Annotated in this window: 20 protein-coding genes and 1 riboswitch; of the genes, 2 read left to right on the top strand and 18 right to left on the bottom strand. The window is 52.4% G+C overall.

The annotated features are described in order from the left end of the window. Positions 1 to 27 precede the first annotated feature (27 nt). Genes ACAN54_RS21260 through ACAN54_RS21250 form a run of 3 tightly spaced genes read right to left on the bottom strand, consistent with a single transcriptional unit; the run spans position 28 to position 3,330 of the window. Positions 28 to 1,110 (bottom strand): ABC transporter permease, encoded by a 1,083-nt coding sequence (locus ACAN54_RS21260; protein WP_379160078.1) that lies wholly within the window; start codon positions 1,108 to 1,110, stop codon positions 28 to 30. Continuing rightward, the gene (locus tag ACAN54_RS21255) at positions 1,110 to 2,156 is read right to left on the bottom strand and encodes an ABC transporter ATP-binding protein (protein ID WP_379160075.1); all 1,047 of its coding nucleotides are present in this window, start codon (positions 2,154 to 2,156) and stop codon (positions 1,110 to 1,112) included. Before ACAN54_RS21255 ends, ACAN54_RS21260 begins: the two co-directional genes overlap by 1 nt. A 4-nt stretch (positions 2,157 to 2,160) precedes the next feature. Continuing rightward, positions 2,161 to 3,330 (bottom strand): COG1470 family protein, encoded by a 1,170-nt coding sequence (locus ACAN54_RS21250; protein WP_379160072.1) that lies wholly within the window; start codon positions 3,328 to 3,330, stop codon positions 2,161 to 2,163. 205 nt (positions 3,331 to 3,535) lie between these two features. On the opposite strand from ACAN54_RS21250, the gene ACAN54_RS21245 reads away from it, so the two are divergent. Together ACAN54_RS21245 and ACAN54_RS21240 are read left to right on the top strand one after the other, a co-directional pair. Then, complete coding sequence (locus tag ACAN54_RS21245; protein ID WP_379160069.1) at positions 3,536 to 4,141, top strand: RNA polymerase sigma factor; 606 nt, start codon at positions 3,536 to 3,538, stop codon at positions 4,139 to 4,141. Beyond that, entirely contained in the window at positions 4,119 to 4,997 is an 879-nt protein-coding gene (locus ACAN54_RS21240; protein WP_379160066.1) for an anti-sigma factor, read from the top strand. Before ACAN54_RS21245 ends, ACAN54_RS21240 begins: the two co-directional genes overlap by 23 nt. A 169-nt stretch (positions 4,998 to 5,166) precedes the next feature. On the opposite strand, the gene ACAN54_RS21235 is transcribed toward ACAN54_RS21240, so the two are convergent. From ACAN54_RS21235 to ACAN54_RS21165, 15 genes are all read right to left on the bottom strand, one after another. Further along, positions 5,167 to 6,312, bottom strand: coding sequence for a mannitol-1-phosphate 5-dehydrogenase (locus ACAN54_RS21235; protein ID WP_379160063.1), 1,146 nt, complete (start codon positions 6,310 to 6,312; stop codon positions 5,167 to 5,169). Continuing rightward, complete coding sequence (locus ACAN54_RS21230; RefSeq protein ID WP_379160060.1) at positions 6,312 to 6,746, bottom strand: PTS mannitol transporter subunit IIA; 435 nt, start codon at positions 6,744 to 6,746, stop codon at positions 6,312 to 6,314. Before ACAN54_RS21230 ends, ACAN54_RS21235 begins: the two co-directional genes overlap by 1 nt. Before the next feature lie 16 nt (positions 6,747 to 6,762). Next, positions 6,763 to 8,829: a BglG family transcription antiterminator gene (locus tag ACAN54_RS21225; RefSeq protein WP_379160057.1), complete on the bottom strand. Its 2,067-nt coding sequence runs from the start codon at positions 8,827 to 8,829 to the stop codon at positions 6,763 to 6,765. Between the two features lie 158 nt (positions 8,830 to 8,987). Continuing rightward, positions 8,988 to 10,445: a PTS mannitol transporter subunit IIBC gene (locus tag ACAN54_RS21220; protein WP_379160054.1), complete on the bottom strand. Its 1,458-nt coding sequence runs from the start codon at positions 10,443 to 10,445 to the stop codon at positions 8,988 to 8,990. 261 nt (positions 10,446 to 10,706) lie between these two features. Beyond that, entirely contained in the window at positions 10,707 to 12,050 is a 1,344-nt protein-coding gene (locus ACAN54_RS21215; protein ID WP_379160051.1) for a GH1 family beta-glucosidase, read from the bottom strand. A gap of 261 nt (positions 12,051 to 12,311) precedes the next feature. Next, on the bottom strand, positions 12,312 to 13,175 hold the full coding sequence (locus ACAN54_RS21210; protein ID WP_379160048.1) for an aldo/keto reductase: 864 nt from the start codon (positions 13,173 to 13,175) through the stop codon (positions 12,312 to 12,314). Positions 13,176 to 13,293: 118 nt separating this feature from the next. Then, the gene (locus ACAN54_RS21205; RefSeq protein ID WP_379160045.1) at positions 13,294 to 13,608 is read right to left on the bottom strand and encodes a DMT family transporter; all 315 of its coding nucleotides are present in this window, start codon (positions 13,606 to 13,608) and stop codon (positions 13,294 to 13,296) included. 1 nt (position 13,609) lies between these two features. Then, on the bottom strand, positions 13,610 to 13,954 hold the full coding sequence (locus ACAN54_RS21200) for a DMT family transporter (RefSeq protein WP_379160042.1): 345 nt from the start codon (positions 13,952 to 13,954) through the stop codon (positions 13,610 to 13,612). A 60-nt stretch (positions 13,955 to 14,014) separates the two neighbouring features. Continuing rightward, positions 14,015 to 14,120, bottom strand: a riboswitch (guanidine-I (ykkC/yxkD leader). A gap of 45 nt (positions 14,121 to 14,165) precedes the next feature. Next, a complete protein-coding gene (locus ACAN54_RS21195; protein WP_379160039.1) occupies positions 14,166 to 16,172 on the bottom strand; it encodes a beta-galactosidase in 2,007 nt (668 codons plus the stop codon). Positions 16,173 to 16,471: 299 nt separating this feature from the next. Then, positions 16,472 to 17,299 (bottom strand): carbohydrate ABC transporter permease, encoded by an 828-nt coding sequence (locus tag ACAN54_RS21190; protein ID WP_379160036.1) that lies wholly within the window; start codon positions 17,297 to 17,299, stop codon positions 16,472 to 16,474. Continuing rightward, the gene (locus ACAN54_RS21185) at positions 17,296 to 18,180 is read right to left on the bottom strand and encodes a carbohydrate ABC transporter permease (RefSeq protein ID WP_379160033.1); all 885 of its coding nucleotides are present in this window, start codon (positions 18,178 to 18,180) and stop codon (positions 17,296 to 17,298) included. Before ACAN54_RS21185 ends, ACAN54_RS21190 begins: the two co-directional genes overlap by 4 nt. A gap of 99 nt (positions 18,181 to 18,279) precedes the next feature. After that, positions 18,280 to 19,584: an ABC transporter substrate-binding protein gene (locus ACAN54_RS21180; protein ID WP_379160030.1), complete on the bottom strand. Its 1,305-nt coding sequence runs from the start codon at positions 19,582 to 19,584 to the stop codon at positions 18,280 to 18,282. 79 nt (positions 19,585 to 19,663) lie between these two features. Beyond that, entirely contained in the window at positions 19,664 to 20,749 is a 1,086-nt protein-coding gene (locus ACAN54_RS21175; protein WP_379160027.1) for a response regulator transcription factor, read from the bottom strand. Positions 20,750 to 21,033: 284 nt separating this feature from the next. Beyond that, the gene (locus tag ACAN54_RS21170; RefSeq protein WP_379160905.1) at positions 21,034 to 22,791 is read right to left on the bottom strand and encodes a sensor histidine kinase; all 1,758 of its coding nucleotides are present in this window, start codon (positions 22,789 to 22,791) and stop codon (positions 21,034 to 21,036) included. Between the two features lie 153 nt (positions 22,792 to 22,944). After that, a complete protein-coding gene (locus ACAN54_RS21165) occupies positions 22,945 to 24,300 on the bottom strand; it encodes a glycoside hydrolase family 30 protein (protein WP_379160024.1) in 1,356 nt (451 codons plus the stop codon). Positions 24,301 to 24,457: the final 157 nt, after the last annotated feature.

Here is a 24,457-nt window from a genome sequence, read left to right as displayed (position 1 = left end):
GTTTTGTATAGATATGAATGCCTCCAATCAGTTCCGCGAACGCACCTCCTGGCGCATGAACAGGTAATAGGACAGTCCGAAACAGAGTACGGTAGCCGCAAGCAGACCCGTCAGTTGCGGCCAGACCAGCAATAGGCTCTGCCCTAGAGACAACGGACTTGAGATTGCACCAACCAGTTGATCCATAGTCAGTGGCCCAAGGGAACGGACACCCGGGGAGAGCAATGTGGTGATGGTCTCCGAAAACAGCTCCGTTGGCGAGAGCCGGTTCAGAGCAAGAATGAAGTGGACATGACGGAGCTGCTCGCTGACGGAAGCCGTCTGAGACACAGCGGTAGCACTATCGATCAGGCTGATAATCATGCTGTAGAATAAAGTCAGGAACAGCCAGGCGGCGATTCCCGACAATGCGGAGGTGGCTGCCTGGCGGAACCGGATCGAGAACAGGATGGACAGATTCAGCCAAAAACCAATGTAGACCGTGGCGATGATCAGGAAGAACAGGATGCGCCAGAATTCCTCCGGAGTGGGCGGATAACCGATCGTCAGAAGACCCAATCCTGTTACCAGCAGTCCCAAAGAAAATACCACAACGGCAATGAGCAGCAATGAGGCGGTGAACTTGGCCTTCAAAAAATCATCCCGGTAGACAGGCTGCGAGAGCAGCCTCCCAAGGGTGCCTTTATTCCGCTCCGAATTCACTGCGTCGAACCCCAGCGAGATGCCAATCAGCGGACCCAGCCAGGATAAAAAGGTGGTAAAGGTCGGAATGGACAGGGTGCTGCTCGACAGGGTGAACATTTTTAGAAACAGAAAAGCCGTTGTACCCTGATCCTCCTGTCCCCCGCTCTTAATGGAACTGATGGAGGAATAAATGGAGCCGATACAAGCCAGTACAATAATGCCGATCAGGATGGTAAACCTCCAGCTGCGGACATGATCCCCCATCTCCTTTTGCACCATAACCCAAAAGGCCGTGCTGCTGCCGCCTTCGCTTTCTCCCTGTCTGTTGTTTACACCTTCGGGGGATTTGCCACCCTGCAGCCAAGCACGCAGCCTGAACCAGCCCACGCGCAGTGGCGCTGCAGCATTTTGTGCTTTTATGGACATCATCCTTCCTCCCTCCTTTCAAAATAACGGTGATAAATCTCATCCAGTCCAAATTCCTTGCGGGTAATGAAATGCAGCTCCGCACCGCTGTGTATCACCTGGTCGGCGATTGCCGAGGTCAGGTTCCGGTCACAGATCAGTGTCACCAGCATGCTGCCCGGCGGCGCATTCTCCCCTTTCCACTCCTCTGTTTCGAGCCTTAGCACGCCTTCGATAGCCTCAAGACGTCCAGCCAGTTCCCCGCTCCATGGCTGAACCGCCAGTTCTACCTCGAAGCGCAATTCCTGATTAAGCTCCCTGGACAGCGTTGCAATATCCCCGCAGGCGATGAGACGGCCTTGGACAAACAGCCCCACCCGGTCACAGATCTGCTGCACCTGCTGCAATTGATGGGAGGAGAGCAGTACGGTAATGCCTTCATTCCGGCTCAGATCAGAAATTAGCACCAGCAGCTCTCTCACCCCTTCAGGGTCGATGCCCAGTGTCGGCTCATCCAAAATAATGACCTCGGGATTCTTGATTAGCACATCGGCCAGACCCAGCCGCTGACGCATCCCCCGGGAGTAGGTACCCACCTTGGCACGAGCGCTGCCGGCCAGACCGACCTTTTCCAGCAGCCGTTTTGCACTCCGGGCCGCTTCCTCTACTTCAATCCCGTTAAGCCGTGCCGTATAGATCAGATTATCCAAGCCGGTACGGTCTTCGTAGAAGCCGATATCATCCGGCATGTATCCCACTCGGCGTTTGACCTGAAGCGCATAGCGGGCAGGATCATACCCGCAGATTAACGCACTGCCGGAGGTACGCTCCGTCAGGCCAAGCATCATTAGAATGGTTGTTGTCTTGCCGGCACCGTTCGGACCCAGCAGCCCAAAAACCTCTCCTTTGCGGATCGAAAGGCTTAGGCCGTCTACGGCAGTGAAGTTGCCATACCGCTTCGTCAGACCGTTCAATTCAATAACAGATGATATATTCCCGTTGTTAACAGAATAATCTCCCGTATCTGCTGTTCCCGTTAATAAGCGCTGCTCGATATTTGTATCCATAAGCTCACCGTCTTCCGAATTTGCGGAACAGGTAATAAATCCCGCCAATGACAGCGGCAATGATCAGCACACCAATCCAGCCCCAGAATACAGAGGTCTTCACTGTAACCCGCAGATCGGCTGTTGCTGATTTGGCTGCAGAAGCGGCACTAAGACTGACCACATAATCCCCCGGCAGCGAATTACTGCTGGATTTGATAACGGCCTGCGTTGTAGCCGTTGCTCCGGGTGCAATCGAACGGATGGTAGAAGGATCGAAGGAAACCTCCCAGCCTGTTGGCGTACCTTGCGAGGTGAGTGAAACATCCTCTAGCGGTGCACTGCCCGTATTGGTAATCACCAGATTAATCCGCCGCTCACCGCCTGCTTTCACATCTGTGCTCAGCAGATTGTCTGAGGTGCTCAGCTGAATGCCGTAGGTTCCCGTAACCACGGCCTCCAGCTCCGCCTTAGTCTGAGTAGAGCCGCTTGTTGCAGTTACCGGGATTTTGTAGGTGCCCGCCTTCACCTGTTCCGGCGGTTTGGCTTCAATGCTGATATTCTTCTCTGCTCCGGCTTCCAGCTCTACCGAGGTTACGCTGTTGCCGTCTGCCTTAATCCGCACATCCCATCCGTCAGCCCCCTGTGCCGCAAGCGCGTAGGATTGCTTCTGTGCCGTGTGGTTCCGCAGCACCGCACTATACGTAAAAGTGGTATCGGAATGCCCCTCCATATTGGCTTGATCGACCGCCAGCTCGGTTTTGAAGGTCCCCTGCTCGGAAACGTTGACTTTAAGCTTCAGAGAATCCTGTCCCGGAGCGTTAACCGCAAAGGTATAGCTTCCCTTATTAATCTCCAGCGGCACCTCCAGCTGAAGGTTGACGCTCTGTGTATCCCCGCCCTTGACGGCGAGCTGCTGAACCTGGCGTCCACCTGCGGTCAGCTCATACTTCCAGAAGTTCCCTCCTGCGTCAAATGACAATCCAACCTTCTGCGTAGCAGCCCCATGATTGATTACATCCACCGGGTAAGTCACCGATTCTCCAGGTGCCGCAGACAACTCAACATAAGGGGTGTACAGCTCCACTGCTCCTGCAGCCGCCGCTCTAGGCAATCCCGCATTTGAACTCCAGACCAGGCCCGTCAGCAGCAGAATCATCAGTGCAGCCAGTGGTTTACCGCATCGTTTCAACATCAATAATTCCTCCTTCGGTAGTTCATCCGATAAAGATACGAACGAAAACCGGCTTTGGATTTACTGTGGAAAATATATTTTTGAAGGTCTTTTAAAAAAATTATTTTAGTGGTACAAAGAAGAAAAGACAGCTAAAAAATGAACGGCGGAGCTTCAATCTCTCAGATATGAACCGAAGAATGTTGCTAAGGGAGGAACACGAGCGATGGATCCCCACAACGAGGCAATGACCGAAGCACTGGCACAGATGTGCGAAGGCTCTACAGCCGCGTTTGATGAATTTTATGGATGCTATGCGCCTTTCATCATGCAGATCGCCTACAGGCAGACTCAGGATTGGATGGAAGCAGAAGATATCTGCCAGGATATTTTTCTGGAGGTCCTGCGAAAGGGAGGTGCCTATGACGCTTCTCGCGGCACGATCAAGGCCTGGCTGGCAGTGATGACGCGCAGCCGCTGCATCGACAGACAACGCCGGAAGTCCCGGACAGAGCCGATTGCCGATCCCGAGACTTTGCGCCGTGAACCGGATGCGTCGCCACAGGAGGATGCTGCGGTACGAAGGCTCCAGCACGAAGCACTGAGCCATGCGCTGCAGACGCTTCCGGTCAACCAGAAGAAGGCGATCCTCGGCTCCTATTACGCCGCACACACACATCAGGAGCTTGCAGATTCCTGGAGCGTTCCGCTGGGCACGGTGAAATCTTGGATCAAATACGGCGTTGCCAATATGCGCAGGCAATTCATCAAGCAAGGCTGGATCGAGCAGCCGGAAGGAGACTCCTCCCATGAACCGTTACAGAAACGATAATTCTGAATACCCGCATAACGGCAGCGGCCCGCTTGTCCCCTTCCGCCATTACAGCGAAGAGGAATGGATCGATTGGATCGGAAATGACATCCAGGGAAACAAGCGGGCAGAGATGGGCTTCCATTTGGAAGAGTGCCCAGTCTGCCGTGAACGATACCACACCTGGTTGCCGCTGCTTGCACAGCCAGCACCGTATGAAGATGAAGGTCTAGCGGGTACAAAGTCAGCCGGAGAACCGACCTGTTCCGCAGAATCCGAACCTCTCTCTGTCTCTGCTGAACAGCAGTACCCTCTCTATCCGTCAGGTTCGGTGCGGCGGAATGTCAGACGCCGCGTCCGGTGGACAGGTTGGCGGCGTAGACTAGCCAACCTGCGTCCCGCTTACCGGCGCGGGGCAGCGGCGCTAGCCCTCTGCTGCGCCGTTGGCATCATGCTCCTGGGCCTGGCCGGAACCGAGCGGGACGGGCGCTCAGAACGCAACCGCTATGTGAGCAGCTATGAGCCTCAGGCGATGGCCGTGCTGAACAGGCCGGAGACCGTAGCGTATCCGCTGGACTGGAGCCGGAAGGACCAATTCTCCGGCAATGTATGGTACAACGGCAGCTCCGGAGAGCTGTTCGTGCTGATCGAGGATGTCGCGCTCAGCGACGGCCTCTCTATCCAGGCCTGGGCTGTGAAGAATGGCAGCCGGAACACGCTTGGACTGGTCCGGATTGAAGAAACCAAAGGCCATCTGTATGTAAAAGGCAGCCAGCTGGGGGAAGCAGATAACATCGCGCTGACCGTGGAGCCGACCGGCGGAAGCCTTAAGCCGACTTCTCCCGATGCGGCTTGGGTCCATCTGATTAAGCGGTAGTCACTCCCCCTGCCTAACGAAAGCTGTTGGGAGTGAGTTCTACATGCAAGGTTTCCCAGAAAGAGCAACAAGCCTATGTATTGATCTATTCCACGTTCAATAATAAAAGGGGTTTTGCGCCTCGGCCACATAAGCTGCCGGAAGTGCAAAACCCCTATTTATCGAACAATCATTTCAATTTGTTATACTCTGCCATTACGGACTGATGTACCTCATGGTCAGCGGCAAGGCCAGTGTATTTCGTTACCGCAGCTTCGGCGCCAAGCTCTGCAATCGCGGCTTGAAGCTCAACGGCTTCCGGATCATCCTTCACATCAAACAGCAAAGCACCGGCCATGGAACGGGTCAGAGCGGTGTAGCTAAGCCCGCGGTCATAAGCCTGCAGAGCCGGCGAGACGAGACGGTCGTTCGGTGACAGCTTGCGCAGCGGTGAGCGGCCTACACGGGATACTTCATCGGTCAGCGCCGGATTGCGGAAGCGTTCAAGGATTTTATCGATATACTTGCTATGCTGCGCTTTATCGAAGCCATGCTTTTGAATCAGTACTGCACCGGTTTCCTCCAGCACTTCACGCACCTGTGCAGTCAAAGCCTCATCGGCCATAGCCTGCTGGATCGTCTCATACCCGCGCAGATAACCGAGATAAGCCGCAGAGCAGTGTCCTGTATTCACCGTGAACAATTTGCGCTCAATGTATGGCTCCAGGTTCTCCACATAATGAACGCCCTCCACTGGAATATATCCTGGAATCATCTGCGAAGAGTCAATAACCCACTCATAGAAAGGCTCTACCACTACCTTCAGAATATCCTCATGCTGCTGCAGCGGCACAATCCGGTCCACTGCGGCATTCGGAAAAGCAACGGACGCATCCGCTTTCGCGCGGGACTCCCCGTCCAGCTTGGCATATACCAGCTCTTTGAGCTGGGCACTGCCGCCAATGGCATTTTCGCAGGCGATCACATGCAGCGGAGCTGAGGAGACAGCCACCCGTCTGCGGATGCCTTCCGCGATTGCACCGGCAATATGCTTAAGAATCGTGACCCCGACTGCCGTCGTTACCAGATCGGCTTCCGACACAGCCGCTGCCACTTCCTCCGCATGTGTGACACTGCTCAGCGCAGTTACATTTTTGACAATAACCGTCTCCTGGCCTTCACTGGCCAAAGTCACCGGGTACTCTTTGCGCTCCTTAAGCTGGGATACAAAGGCCTCATTGACATCCACGAAGCATACTTCATAACCCGCCTGCGACAGCAGCAAGCCGATAAACCCCCTGCCGATGTTGCCGGCACCGAAATGAACAGCCTTCATTATTCCAATCCCCCTTCAAAAATAGCAATCACATCAGCAGGTGTAGGTGCGTTCATAACCCGTTCAATGGCGTCATCTTCCGTGAAGATCATCGCCACATTCGTCAACACTTCCATATGCCCGTCACCGGCTGCTGCTATGCCAATTACCACAAATGCAGGCTCATCTCCGCCAAAATCCACGCCGTCCGGGAATCGGATGACAGACAATCCGGTAGATTTGATAAAAGGTCTGGCTTCTTTGGTGCCATGAGGAATAGCAAGGCCTCCGCCCATATAGGTGGATACCACTTCTTCACGTTCCAGCATCTTCGGCACATATTCCTCCGTAACGTGTCCAGCATCGACAAGCAGTTTTCCGGCCATGGTGATCGCTTCATATTTATCTTTGGCGGCACCGTTCATAATAACTTTGTTCTCAGACAGTATATTCATATGGTTTCTCTCGCTTTCACATTTTATTTTCGAAAAAATGAAGCAGCTCTGACGATAAATATCGTCTGATCTCAGGCTCCGTCCGTTCCTCCAGCAGTTTGACCAGCTCTGAATTCAGCAGCAGGGCGCTGATCTCGCTGAGTACCTCCAAACTTTCCTTGGACAGCCTGCGCGGGGCAAGCATAAGCAGAATGACACGAACCTCGGTTCCGCCCTCCAAAATCACGGGCTGTCGCAGCCGGTACAGCGTCAAAGAAGACATAATGACATGGCTGCTGCGGGTGTGAAACAGTGCAAGGCCTGTATCCGGGATCACCTGGCTGGCCATCCGCTCCCGCTCCAGCAGGCGCTCCAGGAGAATGTCGGCATCACCGACTACACCGCTGCCACTCAGCAGACTAAGCATACTGGCCAGCGTCCCGGGTAATGAGAGGCCGCTGTTGTCGAGCGGATGGAAGCGGAAGCGGTCGAGCAGGCTGACCATTTCATCCAATGTCCCTTTGTAGCTCTTTAACCGGCTTAGAGCGGCCTCATCCCGGCTGGCCTTAACGGATTCCCCCTGTGTGGCTGTATCCTGCTCTTTAAATGTTATATTTTGAATATAATTCAGCAGCTTCTCTATCTCTTCCGCTGTAAGCAGAGGGCTGATTTTGATATAGCGTTCCTTGTCGATCGGCAGATCAATCGTTGAAATAATCAGGTCATAGTCCACATCCGGCAGACGGGCAGCTTCATACCAGGAGATGTTGCCGAGCACCTCGATCTGCGGCATTTCTTTGGCCAGCCTGGTGGCCAACAGCCGGGAAGAGCTGAGTCCGCTGGCGCAGACCAGAATGGCCCGGACATTGCGCCTGAGCTGGTTCAGCCTCTCCATGGATGCGCCAAAATGCATCACCAGAAAACCAATCTCTTCGTCGGGAATCGTAAGCTCCAGCTGCATATCCTGGGCCGCCGCCCGGACAACCGCGAATAAATATTCATAATCCTTGCGGATGGGTCCAAGCAGCGGATTCCGGATACGTGTGCCCTCGCGGATACGCTTCAGCGCCGGGTCCATGTGCTCAAGCAATCCTTCCCGAAGCGAACGGTCCCTCTGAAAAGGCAGCCCAGTACGCTTGGCCACGCTCTCTGTAAGTCTGTATATAATCTCCATCAGTTCAATATCACCGTAAGCAACTCCGCTTGAGGAGAAAGAGTCCTGTACCCTGTCAAACAATCCGGCAAAATAGAGAATTTCCGCCCGGGGGAACTCCTGCCCCAGCGCTGTCTCCAGCCGGTTCACGAACTGCTCGGCTCCGGTAATGTTACGGTGATCGGAGATCCGGGAGTGCCCGGCTTCTTCGCCGCTAACCATTCCCCGGCCGATTTCGATCCGCCTGGTGCTCACGGCCAGCCCCAGCAGCATCTCCATGTAGACAATTTCGGGGAGCTCCGCAGTCCATGTCCATTCCATGTCCCACAACAGACTCTCCACGCTCATCAGATTGGATTTGCCGACTGTCGTGAGCAGAAGGCGGAAGACCGGGTTGCTCTCGGTCTGCGGAGTATGGCCCACCAGATCGGACAGATCCAGATGCTCGGCAGCCAGCCGGCAGATGGCCCGGCGTATGTCGGCCTCAAGCCCTGTAATCTCTACTCCATACCCTCTCCTTCGGACCAGCTCCAGCCCGAATTTGCGGACCCACGGCTCCAGTTCATCCAGATCATAGCTTATAGTAGCCACTGTAACCTTAAGTGAATGGGCCAGCGCGAACAGCTTTACCGGCTCTTCAGCCTCCAGCAGCGAGCAGAGCTCATAGATTTTGCGGTCCTCCCCGGAATACTCGGCAGGCTTTTCTTCCCGCAAAAACAGGCGCAGCTCCGCAAGAGCCGGTTCAGGGCCGCTCAAAGCGATGCCTTTTCCTGATTTCCGGATCAGATCGAGCCCAAACTCCCCCAGCAGCTGCTCTATATCCTCCATCTCCCGGTGAACGGTTCTCACGCTCACTCCGGTAGACTCAGCAATTTCAGCGGCGGTGATCTCTTCGTTAACACCCAAGAGGATCCATAAGATCTGGCGCTGCCTCGCGGTTATTTTCTTCATAGCCTGTGTACCCTCGCCTTAACTGGAGACAAACGCTGGCTTGTGAAGGCCAGCGTCTCCTAATTTAGCTTTATACAGATTGGACCTTCATCACGAATCAGCTTGCCTGATACCTTTACCTAATTGGTAAATATATTATAGTTGTACACACCGTATTCTTACTTTAAACGTTCCACGAGCTCGTCATATTTCGGGCTCTTCAGGAAGTTGTCAATCGAGATATGCTCTGCCTTCGGATTGCTGGCAATCGCACGGTCGGTCAGTGTTTTCTGGGTCACCACAATGTCAGCATCGGCAGGAATTTCACTCACCGCAGCGTTCACAACCGTAATGTTAACCCCTGCATTCTGCAGCTTCTTCCGCAGTACGGAAGCACCCATGGCACTCGAACCCATACCGGCATCGCAAGCAAAGACGATTTTGTGCACATCCGCTTTGTTCCGCACGTTGGCTGTTACATTAGGAGTGATTACATTAGCTGTAGTTGCAGCAGTTGCTGCTGCAGTACCGGCAGCTTTCATGTCACGCATTTTTGCAGCTGCTTCTTCCAGATCTGCTTCTTCCTCGTTGTTTTTGCTGCTGGTCTTAAGCAGAACTGAAGCAATCAGGAAGGATACTATGGTTGCAACAACAACACCGGCAAACATTGGGCCGTAGCCGCCCTTAGGCGTCATGGCAATGTAAGCGAAGATACTGCCTGGAGATGGTGAAGCGGTAAGTCCTGCGCCCAGAAGCTGGAAGGTGAAGGTACCACTCACGCCGCCGCCGATAACTGCCAGAATCAGGCGGGGATTCATCAGGATATATGGGAAGTAAATTTCATGAATACCGCCAAGGAAGTGGATGATAATCGCACCTGGAGCGGATGATTTGGCCGAACCTTTACCAACCAGCCAGTAAGCAAGCAGGATACCCAGACCTGGACCAGGGTTCGATTCAAGCATGAACAGAATAGATTTCCCGATCCGCGCCGATTCTTCAGCAGCGATTGGACTCAGAATTCCGTGGTTGATCGCATTATTCAGGAACAATACTTTTGCCGGCTCAATAATGATGTTAACCAGCGGCAACAGATTGTGATTGACGAGAACCTCAACACCATTGGACAAAATATTGGTCAGTCCCTGAACCAGCGGCCCGATCCCTTTGTAAGCACCCAGCGTCAAGGCACCACCGATAATCCCGAGCGAGAAGTTGTTAACGAGCATTTCGAAGCCTGCCTTGATTTTACCGTCAACCGCACGGTCGAACGTTCTCAGTATCCAGCCTGCCAATGGACCGACGATCATCGCTCCAAGGAACATTGGAATATCTGACCCTACGATAACCCCCATGGTCGCAATCGCACCGATTACACCGCCGCGTTTGCCACCTACCATCTGTCCACCCGTAAACCCTATCAGCAGCGGCAGCAGGAACTTGATCATTGGATCAACCAGCGTAGCCAGATCTTTATTCGGGAACCAGCCCGTCGGAATGAATAAAGCCGTAATTAACCCCCATGCGATAAAAGCGCCGATGTTCGGCATAACCATACCGCTGAGCATGCGGCCGAATTGTTGAACCTTCACCCTTACACTACCGGACGAAGTTTGTGTTGTTGCCGTTGTGGCCATTTGAAATGCCCCCTTATGTTATTGAATAGGACGCCCTTGCTAGATACATCTGAAAGGTAATCCCTTATGACCACATCGTAAATCAAAGCGCTTTCTTTGTCATTAAATTGAAAACACGGTTTCGTCATGAACATTGTTGACATCATTTAAGAGCTCCTGCCAAAGGGCTATTTACAGGCATTTTCCTGCTGCGAAGGGCCTACTTATGTAAAAACGGAAGCCTGCATGTATCCGCAAGACCTCCGTTGTTTCATTCCGTATTCAGATGTAAACCCCGTTATGGGCAATCGTATCCTGGTACCAGTAAAAGCTGTCCTTCTTCGTTCTTGCCAGTGTGCTGTAATCCACATGAATCAGACCGAACCGCATGGTATAGCCATATGCCCATTCAAAATTGTCCATCAGCGACCAGGAATAATAGCCTTTGACTGGAATGCCCGAAGCGATGCAGCGCTCCAGCTGAATCAGATGCTTATGAATAAAATCAATCCGCTTCTGGTCCGCCACCACACCGTCTGACGGCTCGTCATTATAGCATGCACCATTCTCTGTAATATAAATCGGAATATCTCCGTACAATTCATGAATGCGGCTGAGAACGGTGTAAAACCCTTGCGGATAAATCGGCCAGCCGATATCTGTGTGCTCATACCCCATATCCAATGTGGCAATCTGCATCAGCCCCCCTTCAGAGTCGTACCGGGCAACACTTCCGTTATAATAGTTGATGCCCAGGATATCGATAGGCTCGCTGATCACCTCCATGTCGCCTTCGGCAATGTGCAGCTGTGCGCCTGCTTTTGCAAACCATTCTACCAGGAAGGAAGGGTATTCTCCCTTGAACACGGGGTCCATGAACCATTCCAGAAACCAGCCGGTCTGCCGCCGGCAGGCATCTATATCCTCCTGACGGGTGCTGTAGGGTTCCATCCACGTTACATTAGGCGCATAACCGATTCTGCCGTCATAACCCAGCTCCCGGAATTTCCTCACAGCCCTCCCGTGGGCGACAAGTAGATGATGGGCCACGTCGAGAGAGGTCTGCAGGTCTTTATTGCCGGGGGCATGCTCTCCGTAATAGTGGGAGAGAAAAGACGCACACCAAGGCTCATTTATCGTGTACCACTGTTTGATTTTGCCATGGAAAGCCCGGAATACTGTCTCGCAATATCCGGCAAAAGCATCTATGGTGCTGCGGTTGCTCCACCCTCCCTGATCCTCCAGGGCCTGCGGCAGATCCCAGTGATACAGAGTACATACCGGCTCAATACCGTTCTCCAGCAGCGTATCAATGAAATCCCCGTAATATTCCAGACCCTTGGAATTGACTTCCCCCGTCCCTTGCGGAAAAATACGCGGCCAGGCGATCGAGAACCGGTATGCCTTGATACCCAGCTCCTTCATGAGTGCGATATCTTCCCGGTAACGGTGGTAGCTGTCGCATGCCGTATCCCCGTTGTCTCCGTTAACCACCTTGCCGGGAATTCGGGAAAAGGTATCCCAGATGGACAACCCCCGCCCATCCTCCTGATAAGCCCCCTCGATCTGATAGGCGGCAGTAGCAGCCCCCCAGGCAAAATCCGCCGGAAATTGAATCTTATTCATGTATTGAGTACCCTCCTGTTATTCTTGTTAGCATGAAAGAAAAAGTTTTGTCATTACTTGTAAAACTTATATCAATGCTATTTATAATTTATTTCATTATAAATTGAAGGTGGATTTTTGAATACTATTTTGTTTTGTTAGTATAATTTCAATTATCATAGCAAACATAATTTCACGAATGAGTAATACCAGTTGCGGCCACGTCCCTGGACGGACATAAAAAAAGGCCGTCCCGCAACCGGGACAGCCCTTCCACTCTGCTCAAATCATATCCAGCGGCACTTTCCAGGCCGGCTGCGGAAATGCATCATCGAGCTGCCAGTACTCCTCATCGCTCAGACGGATCTTTGCGGCTGCAGCATTTTCGGTTACATGCTCACGGGTTGAAGCTTTGGGAATGGCGATCACATCGCCTCCATGGATGCTCCAGGCCAGCATGATCTGCAGCGGTGTCGCTCCATGATTCTGCGCGATCTCCCGCACGGTCGCATTGTCGGCCAACCCTTTGCGCAGCTTACCCGCCTGGGCCAGTGGAGAATAGGCCATTACAGGAATCTTATGGGTGCGCTGCCAAGGCACCAGCTCATGCTCAATACCTCTAGAGCCTAGATGATAGAGCACCTGATTGACAGCGCAGTGCTCCCCGCCGGGAATGCGCAGCAGCTTTTTCATATCCTCCGTGTCCAGGTTGGAGACGCCCCAGCGGGCAATTTTGCCGGAGGCTACCAGCTGCTCCATCCCCTCTACCGTCTCCTCAAGCGGAACCTCCCCCTTCCAGTGCAGAAGATACAGATCCAGATGATCTGTGCCCAGTCGGTTCAGACTCTCTTCACAGCTGCGGGTAATCCGGTTCAGGCCGGCATGATGCGGATACACCTTGGAGACCAAAAATACCTGGTCACGGATTCCCCGGATTGCTTCTCCTACCAGTTCTTCCGAGCGGCCATCCCCATACATTTCTGCCGTATCAATCAGGTTCATGCCGAGCTCCACTCCCAGCCTCAGAGCGGCAATCTCCTCGTCACGCGTTGCCTTATTCTCGCCTATATTCCAGGTTCCCTGGCCCATCTTCGTCAGTGCTGTTCCGTCTTTAAGTGTAGCGGTGCCGGATATATCACTCTTCATCATGAAAGTCTCCCTTAAATGTTTGTTGGCTTACGTTAATATACATAGTATATATACTTACCATGTTGTACCCGTCGAAACACAGCAAAGGTGTCCATTTCATTACTTTCAGCAGTAATCAGCCTGTTAACTTGAGGCCGACGGCTGCTCCTAGAATCATTACAATACAAATAATCCGCCGTAATCCGCGCCCCTCCCCATATAGCAGCATCCCCAGCACCGCTCCCCCGGAAGCGCCAATTCCTGTCCATACCGCATAGGCCGTACCCATTGGAATGGTGTCCATCGCCTGAGACAACAGTAGCAGACTCCCGCCAAAACCCAGCAGAAACAGGCACAATGTCGGTAAGTCGCGGTTCCGGTGCAACCTGCCCAGCATAGCCACCCCGAGCATCTCGCAGCAGCCTGCTGCAATAAGCATGATCCAAGCCATGTTACAACACCTCCTTCGAATGGGAATCTCCGGTAACAAGCTTCAGGCCAATAACCCCCGCCAACAGCACCAGAATTAGCACCAGCTTGAGCAGCTTGACCGGTTCCCCGAACCAGATCATATCCGCAAGAACCGTTCCCACCGTTCCAAGTCCGACAAATACAGCATATACCGTTCCTGCAGGCAGCTTGCTGCTTACCACAATCAGAGTATAGAAGCTGACCAGAAGCGCCAGTCCCGTAACCACCCACTCCCAGGGAGCGGAAGCATGCTTCAATCCGATGACCCACACCACCTCCAGGCAGGCAGCACCTGCAATACTCAACCACGCCTTATTGCTTTTCATAAAGGATTCTCCTCCTGTAAAATAAAATAAGCCCGGAAGGCCATCATCCAATTGGACGATACCTCCCGGGCTTTTATCCCTCCGTGTTGACACCGAGCATAGCTCCGCGCGTTTTCCCTCGGACCAGCCAGCCTTGAACCGCTGCGGAACCCTAGAAAACTAAAAAGTATTATTTTATTACATCGTATGTTAGCAAAGTCCAGAGGAGAAATCAAATATTCTGAGCCTGCAGAATCAGAACACCCCAAGGAGCAAGCTTCAGTTCCTCATTTGAAGCAACTTCCCGGCCCGACAACAGCTCTTCGGCAGAGCCATGCGGATATACGAAAGACTGCGGCGTGTCAGAATAATTAAAGTAGTACCGCACCGTCTGGTTCAGTGGATTGATGCCTGTCTTGACGATCAGAGGAAAAGCCAGCTCCTGGTCAGCCCCCCATAATCCAGCCTCCTGCACAGCGGTCTTCAGTATGCTGTGCGTCATCTCTCTGCTTGTCATGCAGCCGATATATGTCGCACTTCCCTGTCCGTATCGGTTCCGGGTAACTGCGGCATATTCGCCGTAGTGGGGATGATCGTACCGTAGCAGCACCTCCGCTGTCGTCGGCGTAATCAGTTCCATCCATGTGTCCACACGGCTATCTTCAGCGCCGACTGCCATGTCCTCACTCTTCAACCGTACCTCGTGCGGTGTAACGAACATACTGTAGCTGATGCCACATGCCTCGCTGATGATCCCCGGCTGAACAGTTGTCCGCACCTGGGTGACTTCGTCCGCGAACCCGCTTTTGAAGGAGTACACAACATGACCGCCTCCGCGGACGTATTCATTCAGATGCTCAAGCGCCTCGTCCGGAGCAGCATACAAGGCCGGAACGATAATCAGACTATACTCGGACAACCCAGGATAACCCGGCTGAATAAAGTCGCATTCGATGTTCATCCGGTACAACCCGTCATACAACCAGCGCACCACATCATTGTAATTCTTGCCGTCCGGCAGCTTGAACCACTCCATCGCTGTCAGGGCTTCGTTACTTACCATAACTGCAACCTTGTTCTGCTTATTCAGACCGTACAGCGACCCGCTCAAACGTGCAAAATCCCTGCCAATCGTGATCGCCTCGTTATAGACCGGGTTCGGCTTGAAATCATGGCTGAGCAGCCCTTTCCAATACGTCTCGAACGAATTATGAATGGAATGCCAATGCCAGTAGGCGACCATATTCGCCCCCGATGCCAGATGACTGAAGGCTTGCAGCCGCAGTTGGCCCGGATAAGGTGTCCAGTGGGGAAAAGCCTGCGCCTGTGTCTCCAGCACCAGGTAGTTGCTGCGCTTCAGCGAACGGGTCATATCACCCCCGAAGGCGATTTCCGTTCCGGTCAGCTCATGCTGCGAGGGATGATAAATATCCACACCGGCAATATCGAAGGCTTCTGCAGCAGCAAAGTGGTCTACCGAAGGCTGAACGCCATAGGAATACCCCCGCCATTCAAAATCAAAATTCTGTGTAACAAACTGCCCCGGCTGCTTATACTCGTTCACCAGCGCCACCTGCCAAGCGAGAAACTTCGTCACCAGTCCGCGCTGGAAGCGGGCGAATTCCGCCCCCAGGCTGCCGTTAATGGTGCCCACTACCGAGGGGAAGTCCTCCCAGCTGTTAATCCGGTTGCTCCAGTAATCCAGCCCGAAGCGCCGGTTGATCTCCTCCAGTGTTCCGAAGCGCTCCCGCATATATTTGACGAACAGAAGCTGCACATTGTCTCCGGCCGTATCATAGTGCTTGGTCTCATTGTCTGTCTGGTAGCCGATCACTGCCGGATGCTTGCAGACACGGCTGATCAGCTTGCGGATAATCCGCTCCGCATGGAACAGGTAGACGGGATTGGTAATGTCCATAATCTGGCGCGCGCCGTACTTTCCAGGGCCTCTTGGCGTTACGGCGAGGACATCCGGATGTTCCTTGACCAGCCAGGTGGGAACAGCATACGTTGGGGTTCCCACGATCACGGCAATCCCAGCGGCATGCATCGCATCCAGTACCCTGTCAACAGAGGTGAAGTCGAATACCCCGTTCTGAGGCTCATGCGTACTCCAGGTGGATTCAGCAATACGGACCGTGTTGATGCCCGCCTCCTTCATCATGGCGATATCCTCATCCAGCCGTTCGTAAGGCATATATTCGTCGTAATAGGCTACGCCGTAGCGAAGTATAGTCATCGTTGCTGTTACCTCCATTGTGGAATCTTTTGTCATTATCTTTATCTTTGTCTTTGTCTTTGTCTTTGTCCTTATATTTCTTACTCACCCACCGAAGGTGAACTTAAAAGCAAAATAGGGTAGAAGTACGGAGGGGACGTTTGGAACTGTAGGAGCGTAGCGTCCGCCTTTATGTTTCGATTTCTACCGCAAATCGCGGTTACAATCAGGAAATCGAAACATAACAGCGGCCGAAAGTCCAAACAGTCCCCGCAGTACGCCAGGCCCTATTATGAACTTTTAATGTTCACCTTATATCCTCAACCCTTAATTGCGCCCTCAGCAATCCCCTGCATAATGAACTTCTGGAAGAAGCCGTAGATCACAATGACCGGAAGTGCGGTCAGCACCAGCGCGGCCAGAATGAGCGACCACTCCTTGTTGTATTCCCCGAACAAAGTATTCGTCGAGAGGATCAGTGTGTATTTGTTGGAATCCGTAAGCATCAGCAGTGGCAGCAGGAAGTCATTCCAGATCCACAGGAAGTCCAGAATCGCGATAGTCACCGTAATCGGCAGCAGCAGCGGAAAGATAATCCGGAAGAAGGTCTGGAATTCCCCGCAGCCGTCCATCCGGGCCGCTTCCTCCAGCTCCCGGGGAATGGACTTCACAAACCCATGATACAGGAATATCGCCATATTGACCCCGAGGCCAATATAGATCAGGGCCAACCCGTAGGTGCTGCCGCTGACATGAAGGGTTTTGGCCATCCGGGTCAGCGGAATCATGATCGAATGAAACGGCACCAGCATCGATGCTATGAACAAGGAAAAGATGGCTGCGCTCAGTCTTCCGGAGGTCCGGGACAGCTTGTAGCCGGCCAGGGCCGCACAGAAGATAATGCCTCCGATGCCGATCACGGACACAATCACCGAGTTCAGCGTGCTGTGCAGCAGGTTGATTTTATCAAAGGCCTGGCTGTAATTCTCGAAATGCAGTTTGGTAGGCAGCGCCAGGAAGGAGGAGAACATCTCACCCTGTGTTTTTACGGAATTGATAATGGCCAGGTAGATCGGGAAGAAGGAAATGACCGCTCCGATCGAAAGAAACAGTGTAATGAGCAGGGAAGCCCCTTTTCTGAGTCTCATGCTTCCACCTCTTTTCGTTTCATGACACCAATCTGGATGAAGGTGAAGATCAGGATGATCGCGAACAGAATAACCGATTTGGCGCTGGCATAACCGTAACGGAAGTTGTTGGAGAACGCCTCTTCATAAATGTTCATCGTGATTACCTGTGTACTACGTCCGGGACCGCCACCGGTAAGACCATAGACCGCCTCGAACACCTTGAACGCTCCATTCAGCGTCAGGAAGAAGCAGATCGTAACAGCATGCGTAATCATCGGCAGTGTCACCTTGCGGAACGTCTGGAACGGGCTGGCCCCATCAATAACGGCAGCTTCCTTGAGGCTTTGCGGCACACCCTGCAAGGCGGCCAGATATATAATCATCATATAGCCGACACCGTTCCACAGCGATACGATTATGATCGAATAAAAGGAGACCTTGGGATCGCCGATCCACAGCTGGTCCAGGAAGGACATGGCCGTTTTTTCGGCAATTTGCGGCAGCACCTGGGAGAACACGAAGGTCCACATGAAGGCACTGATAATCGTACTGATCATATTTGGCATGAAGAAAATGGTGCGGAAGAAGCCTTTGGTTCTAGTCTTCGTCTCAATAAACACAGCAAGCACAAGTGCGAATACATTTTGCAGAACGATCATGAAGAGAACGTATTTCAGTGTAAACATTAGAGAATGTACGAAATCGGGATCTTCCCGGAGCGCTTCAATAAAATTCCCAAGTCCGATAAAAGAGTAATTGCGGTTCAGACCGTTCCAGTCAGTGAAGCTGTAATACATTCCGCCAATCGTGGGAATCAGCAGAAACAATGAGTAAATAATGAATGCGGGCGCGACGAAAGCAAGCAGCGAAACAATATGTTTATAGCTCTTGACCGGCACAGTATCCGCCCCTCTCCTTCTATGATGTGGGCAGCAGCAAACAGGGATGGAGGATAACAGGGTTCCCTCACTCTTCCATCCCTGATCGTCTGCCGCAGCTTATTTATTGACTTTGTTGTAGGATTTCCATGCTTTATCGAGTGCCTTCAGTACATCATCTTGCGACATTTGTCCGGCGTAGTATGCCTGCAGCCCCTTGCCTACCTCATCCTTGACCGATTGCGGAATAGCCGGGTCTTGTACAGACTTGCCTGCTTTGACATAGGAAGTTGCTTCAGTAATCCAAGGATAGCTCTCATACGTGTGAACCGTAGATACCGGATTGAACTTCATAGCCTGGAAAAGTTCGTTGGATGCCTGATCATCCAGCACATAGTTCAGGAAGTCGAGTGCAACTTCTTTGTTCTTGCTGGTCGGCGACAGCGCCAGCGACGTTGAGGCGCTGAGGTTGATCAGTGTCGCATCCGCATTATCGTTGATCGGCAGCGGTGCTACCCCAAAGTCCAGATCCGGATTGGATTTGAGAATCGTCTCCGCATACCATGGACCCATCAGCCACATTGCTCCCTTGCCTGCTGCGAAAGCCGCTGCACCGTCATCGCCGCCAACCTCGGTGGCTTTGGCTGTGCCATTCTCATTGATCAGATCGAATACATCAAAGATTGCCGATTTCATCTCGCTGAAGGAGCCTTCGTCGTTGTTCATTTTGTTCACAAATTCAGGATCTTCAGTCTTCATCATTCCGCCTACAGCCAGCGGCAGCACCAGCTGCGGAATCCAGGACTCCTTGTACGAAAGTACGAATGGAGTAATTTTCTGGGCCTTCAGCTTCTCAATGACTGCCTTCATCTCTGTCAGCGTCGTTGGCGGAGTCAGTCCCTGCTCACTGAAGATTTTTTTATTGTACAGGTAGCCCCACGACAAGGTTTCCAATGGCAAGGCTACAACCTTGCCGTCTGTAGTCGTAACTGAAGGCTTCACGCTATCCAGCAATTTGCCGACAAAAGGCTGGCTTGTCAGGTCCTCCAAATATCCGGCTTTATAGTAGGAAGGGATTTCGTTGACAGCATGTATGGCGAAAATATCCGGCGCATCATTCGAAGCGAGCCGTGTTTTGAGAATCTGGGAAGCGTTGTCCGCCGTAGGCATTTCCAGTTGCACGGAGACGTCAATGTTCTTGTCTGCTTTCTCTTTCTTTACAAACTCGGCGATGTAGTTGTCATACTGCTCTTTGAAGCGCGGCTGGGCGATGAACATCTTCAGTGTGACGCTTTTGCCAACACTGCCGGTGCCTGTTGTATCTCCGGATGCAGTGCCTGCATTACCGCTGTTGTTATTGCCGCAGCCTGCAAGAAGTGTAGCGGCGAGGATCGTGCAGAGTAACCCTTTGCTCGTCTTTGTCATGCTGTAAGACCTCCCAATGTCTGTGTTTTGTTTACGCTTTCATTGTATCCTGTTTATGAAAGCGTTTAATTGGACGGAATTACCCTTCCGGATTGGACATTTTTAAACCGGCTTTCTGCTTGCGCATTTCTCCCGGAGCCACGCCATAATGTTTCTTGAATACCCTGTAGAAATACCCAACATCTTCATACCCCGCAAGCTCCGCTACGGTCTTGATTGGAATACTCTCATCGGCCAGCCATTCCCTGGCTTTGTCCATCCGCAGCCCGAGTATGTAGTCCGTTACGTTGCAGCCATATTCCAGCTTGAACACCTTGCTCAAATACTCCTTGCTGACAAAAAAAGCCCTGGCTAGCCCCTCCAGCGTCACCGCCTCGGCAAAATGCCCGTCGATATACTGCCTCACCTCTTCGAGATTCAGCTTGTTTTTGAACTTGCGCTGACCGATCAGCTGCTCGAGGCTTGTCTCATAGATCTCCTTCAGATAGGCGGTCAAACTCCCTGCCGAAGTCATTGCCGCATGCGGGATTTCTGCTTTCAGATCATCCTCTGCAAGCCCGTTACCCCGCATGAGTTCCTTCAGGAGCAGCAGCATTTCGCTGCCGGCCTGGCGGAGTGCTCCGGGCACTTCGGTTCCGCCAAGCTCCAATTCTTTTTCGACTCCATCCAGAACTGAATTTACACCTTCAGCATTCAATTCATTGAAATGCACCCGCATGAGCTGCTTGCAGGAAGCAAGCCATATGGACACATCGATGTCCAGCGCATAGGCACTTTGTCCTTGCGAAGCTGCCTCCAGCTCTTTCCGGCATTTGCCCAGCACAGCATTCAGCTCCTTCGGATCAATGGGCTTCAGCAAATAATCCACCGCCCCGTACCGGATGGCATTCTGCGCATATTTGAAATCATCATAGCCGCTGACCACAATCATCTTGACCTCAGGAAAACGTTCATGCACTGCGTTCATCAGCATAACACCGTCCGCACCGGGCATACGCATGTCAGTAATAACAATCTGCGGGGACAGCTCTCCTATCAGGCGAAGCGCCTCCCGTCCGTCCTCTGCCTCACCGGCAATTTCCATTTCTAATTCTGCCCAGGAGCCAAACGTCCGCACAATGTCACGGTTCCAGCTCTCATCATCCACCAGCAGCACTTTATACATTGTCGGCTCATTCCTTTCTGTAATAAATCGAGCATGGAAAATCATAATTCCGGGTTCGACCGTGGCTCCAGAGAATGTTTGGACTTCCGGCCGCTGTTATGTTTGGATTTCCTGATTTGAACCGCTTCCTGCGGTAGAAATCCAAACCTTGCTTAGGCTTCCGAAGCGAGCTTTCCTGCGGAAAGCTTTTAGGCGGTCGCTACCGCTCCTACAGTTCCAAACTTCTCCTCCGCCACTTCTGCCCAAATATAAAAAATAACAAACTCAATTTATTTGTTTGTTATTTAATATGGTATGGTCACGGTCACCGTAGTCCCCTGCCCTACCGCACTCTCTACACGAATGCCGTAGCTGTCGCCAAAATGCATTTGAATCCGTGAAGCGACATTACGAAGCCCAATCCGCTCTCCGTGCGTCCATAAATCCCCGCTGCGCCGGGTAAGCCTGCCCTGCAGTTCTGCAAGCCGGTCCGGCTCCATGCCTACACCATTGTCACGGATCATAATGACCGTATCCTGTCCGGAACAGACCACCTTGACTTCAAGCTCCCAGAGACCCTCCTGCTGCTCCAGGCCATGAAAAAAAGCATTCTCCACAATCGGCTGGAGGCTCAGCTTCGGAATAAAGCTCCCAAGTGCTTCTTCATCCACCTCTAGACGATAACTCAGCCGGGCGGCGAAACGCTGCTGCTGAATCTGCATGTAGTTGTTCAGATGAGTCAGCTCCGCCCGCAGCGGTGCCAGATCCTCCGGCTCGCGGATGATATAGCGGAACATATCGCTCAGCGATCTAATCACTTCATAGCTTTCAGCGGGGCTGTTCTTGAACAGCATGCTGCCGATCATCTGCAGGGTGTTCTGCAGAAAGTGCGGGTTGATCTGCGCCTGAAGTGCTTTGAGCTCGGCGCTTTTTTTCTCCAGACTGATCATATACTCCGTGCGGATATGCTCCCGGATGCGGTGCGACATCTGATCCAGCTTCGTCTCCAGCAGGCCGATCTCATCCACACGGTTGCTATGCCGCATCTCGCGTTCCTTCATCATGCCAAAGCCTTGAATCGAGCGGGCCAGACTGACAATCGGTGTAGCCAGCCGCCAGGCCAGAATGACTGCGAGCAGAATGGCCACGACAACAGATACGGCACCGATAATCAGTCCAAAGTTCATCGTCGCCAGCGCACTCTGGTTAATGAAGCTGTTCGGAATCACAGTAACCAGCTTCAGACCCACCGGATCAATGGTGTTGTAGAACACATACTCATCGTCACTGCGAAAATACCCCTGGCTCTCACCCGTTCCAGCGACCCGTTCCAACGTTGCCGCTGCCGGAGCATTGCCCCAGGGCTGGTAGAGGACCTTACCATCCGTTCCGGCAATAAAAACGGTGTGGTCATTCCCGCGCCCCAGCAGATTCAGCGTCTGATCAAGCACTCCCCAGCGGATCTGCAGGGAAATTCCGCCCAGCTTCTCCTGGTTCTCAAAACGGTTAATACTACGGACCAGTTGAAACTTGGCCCTATCTGTACTGTCCGTAGTGATCATGAAATCCTTGTTCTGATCGAACAGCAGCTTATAAGGTAATGGAACCGTAGCCGGGGATTCAATGTCACTCTGGGAGGCATTGATCGTGTACAGCTTGTTGTAATCCTTCAAATACAGCTCTACGCCTACCACATGATTGCCCGCAGAGTAGAACAGATTGGTCAAAGTATCGGTAATATTCCGCTGCGCAGTGAACTGGCTGGACAGGCTGGCTTCCTCCGCATTCGCCAGATAATCGCTCAAATGCGGACTGATCAGCACCGTATAGATCAGATTGTTCAACTGGGCGAACTGGTCGCCCAGATAGATTCCGGTCCATTTCATATTGGAGAGATTCGTGCTGATCACTTCAGCCTCCATGGAGCGGCGGCTGTTCTCTGCAGCCAGACCGGTAATGGCTACGATGGGCACCACGGCCAGCAGAATCATCGTCAGAATAAGCTTGTTGCGTATACTCCGCCGGAAGGGCTCCGACAGCTTCATCATCCATTTGGCAAACATAATGCGCTCCAACCCCCTTGCCTCACTTGCTGTAGTTTATCCCTGGAATGGAATAATATAAATGTATACGAATATGCCTTTCTTGTAGCAAAAAACTAACGCCCCGTAAGCTCCGGGCGTTAGTCTTGTGAATATAACTATACTGTGATCCAATTAACCTATCACAAAGGTATGAAAGGATTCCGCTTCCAGCTTGAAGGAATACAGCGATGACCCGCTCTGCAGATGCAGCATCCGCGCCTCCATATAGGGATTTGCGATAACAATGGTTACCCTGCCCTCCGGCGTGCGGAATGCGGCAGCATGTCCGCTCCACGGTCCCTTCAGCCCAATTCTTACCGAACCCGGCGCTGCAAAGCGGGAGAAATGCTTCATCACATAGTACTCTGGATTATGGATGGCCTGCCGTGAAGCAGGATCAATGGTCAGCATGGAATTCTGCTCCCAGCCCCAGGTGCTGCGCCCTTTCGGAGCAAGTGCCATATTCCAGTAAATGTAGGCATTTACACCGTTCATAAAATAGTGCTGGTACAGGCCGAATATATATTTGGCATAAAACCAGGTGTTCTCTCCGTCGCCGCATTCATTTTCCGTCTGCATGTATCTCAGTTCCGGGTAGCTCTGCACCGTACGCTGGATCGCATGCTTACCTGCCCACTGATAACCCACACCTTTGACGTATTTGTAAGCCTCCGGATCACCAAGTACGACACCCGCATACGCGTCATAATCGCTGGATTTCTTCTTCAGCCATTCATCCCAGGGTTCCGGGGCATTGATCGTACCGAGCCATATTTCCGTATCCAGTCCATGCTCCTCGAAGGCTGGACCCAAATAATCACGGATAAAAACTTTGAGCTGCTCGCCGGTCCAGACACAGGACGGGAACTTCTGGTCGGCAACCACTTCATTCTGCACATGCACCTGATGTATGGTAATTCCCTCTTCCCGGTAAGCTTCCACGAACTTCACGAAATAGAGGGCGTAAGCAGCAAGAATCTCCGGCTCCCAGCGGAGTGTACCATAATTGTAGGCCTTGGGAAATTTCATCCAGGTCGGCGGACTCCAGGGAGAAGCAAATAACTTCAGCTCCGGGTTCAGCGCCAGGGCTTCCTTGATATAGGGAATGAGCAGCTTTCTGTCCCGTTCAATCGAGAAATGCTCCATGGCATAGTCGCCATCCGTTTCGTTCAGGCTATACCAATCGAGCGCATAATCGCTGGCTCCGATAGGCAAACGGCAGATACTGAAACGCTGCCCGCCTTCGGGATGGAACAGGTCGTACATCACCCTGGCCCGCTCTTCTTCCGGCAGATGGCTAAGCGCGTCGTAGCCGAGTTCGTTGAAGCAGCCACCGAAGCCTTCCAGGGTCTGGTAGATATCTTCCGTAATGGTCAGGTTGGCCGGAGCAGCATGCTCCGGTCTAGTAATTTCAGTCTCGGATACCCCATGTTCGGTCCAAGGCGCATCTTCTGTACTGGAGTACCATTTAAGCTGTATATTCGTCATCATCTATACCTCCATTTGAACATAGAAATTCATCTGACAGTCCTGCCCCACAATAATGTTTGCGCTTTCATTATAACTCTTCTATTGTACGGATGAATTGGACAATCTGGTGATCCAGGATTGGACTATTTTAATCCGCTTAGGAGTTTCACTCTGC

This window comes from Paenibacillus diazotrophicus (genome assembly GCF_042610465.1).
This window is presented reverse-complemented; position numbering and strand designations above follow the sequence as displayed.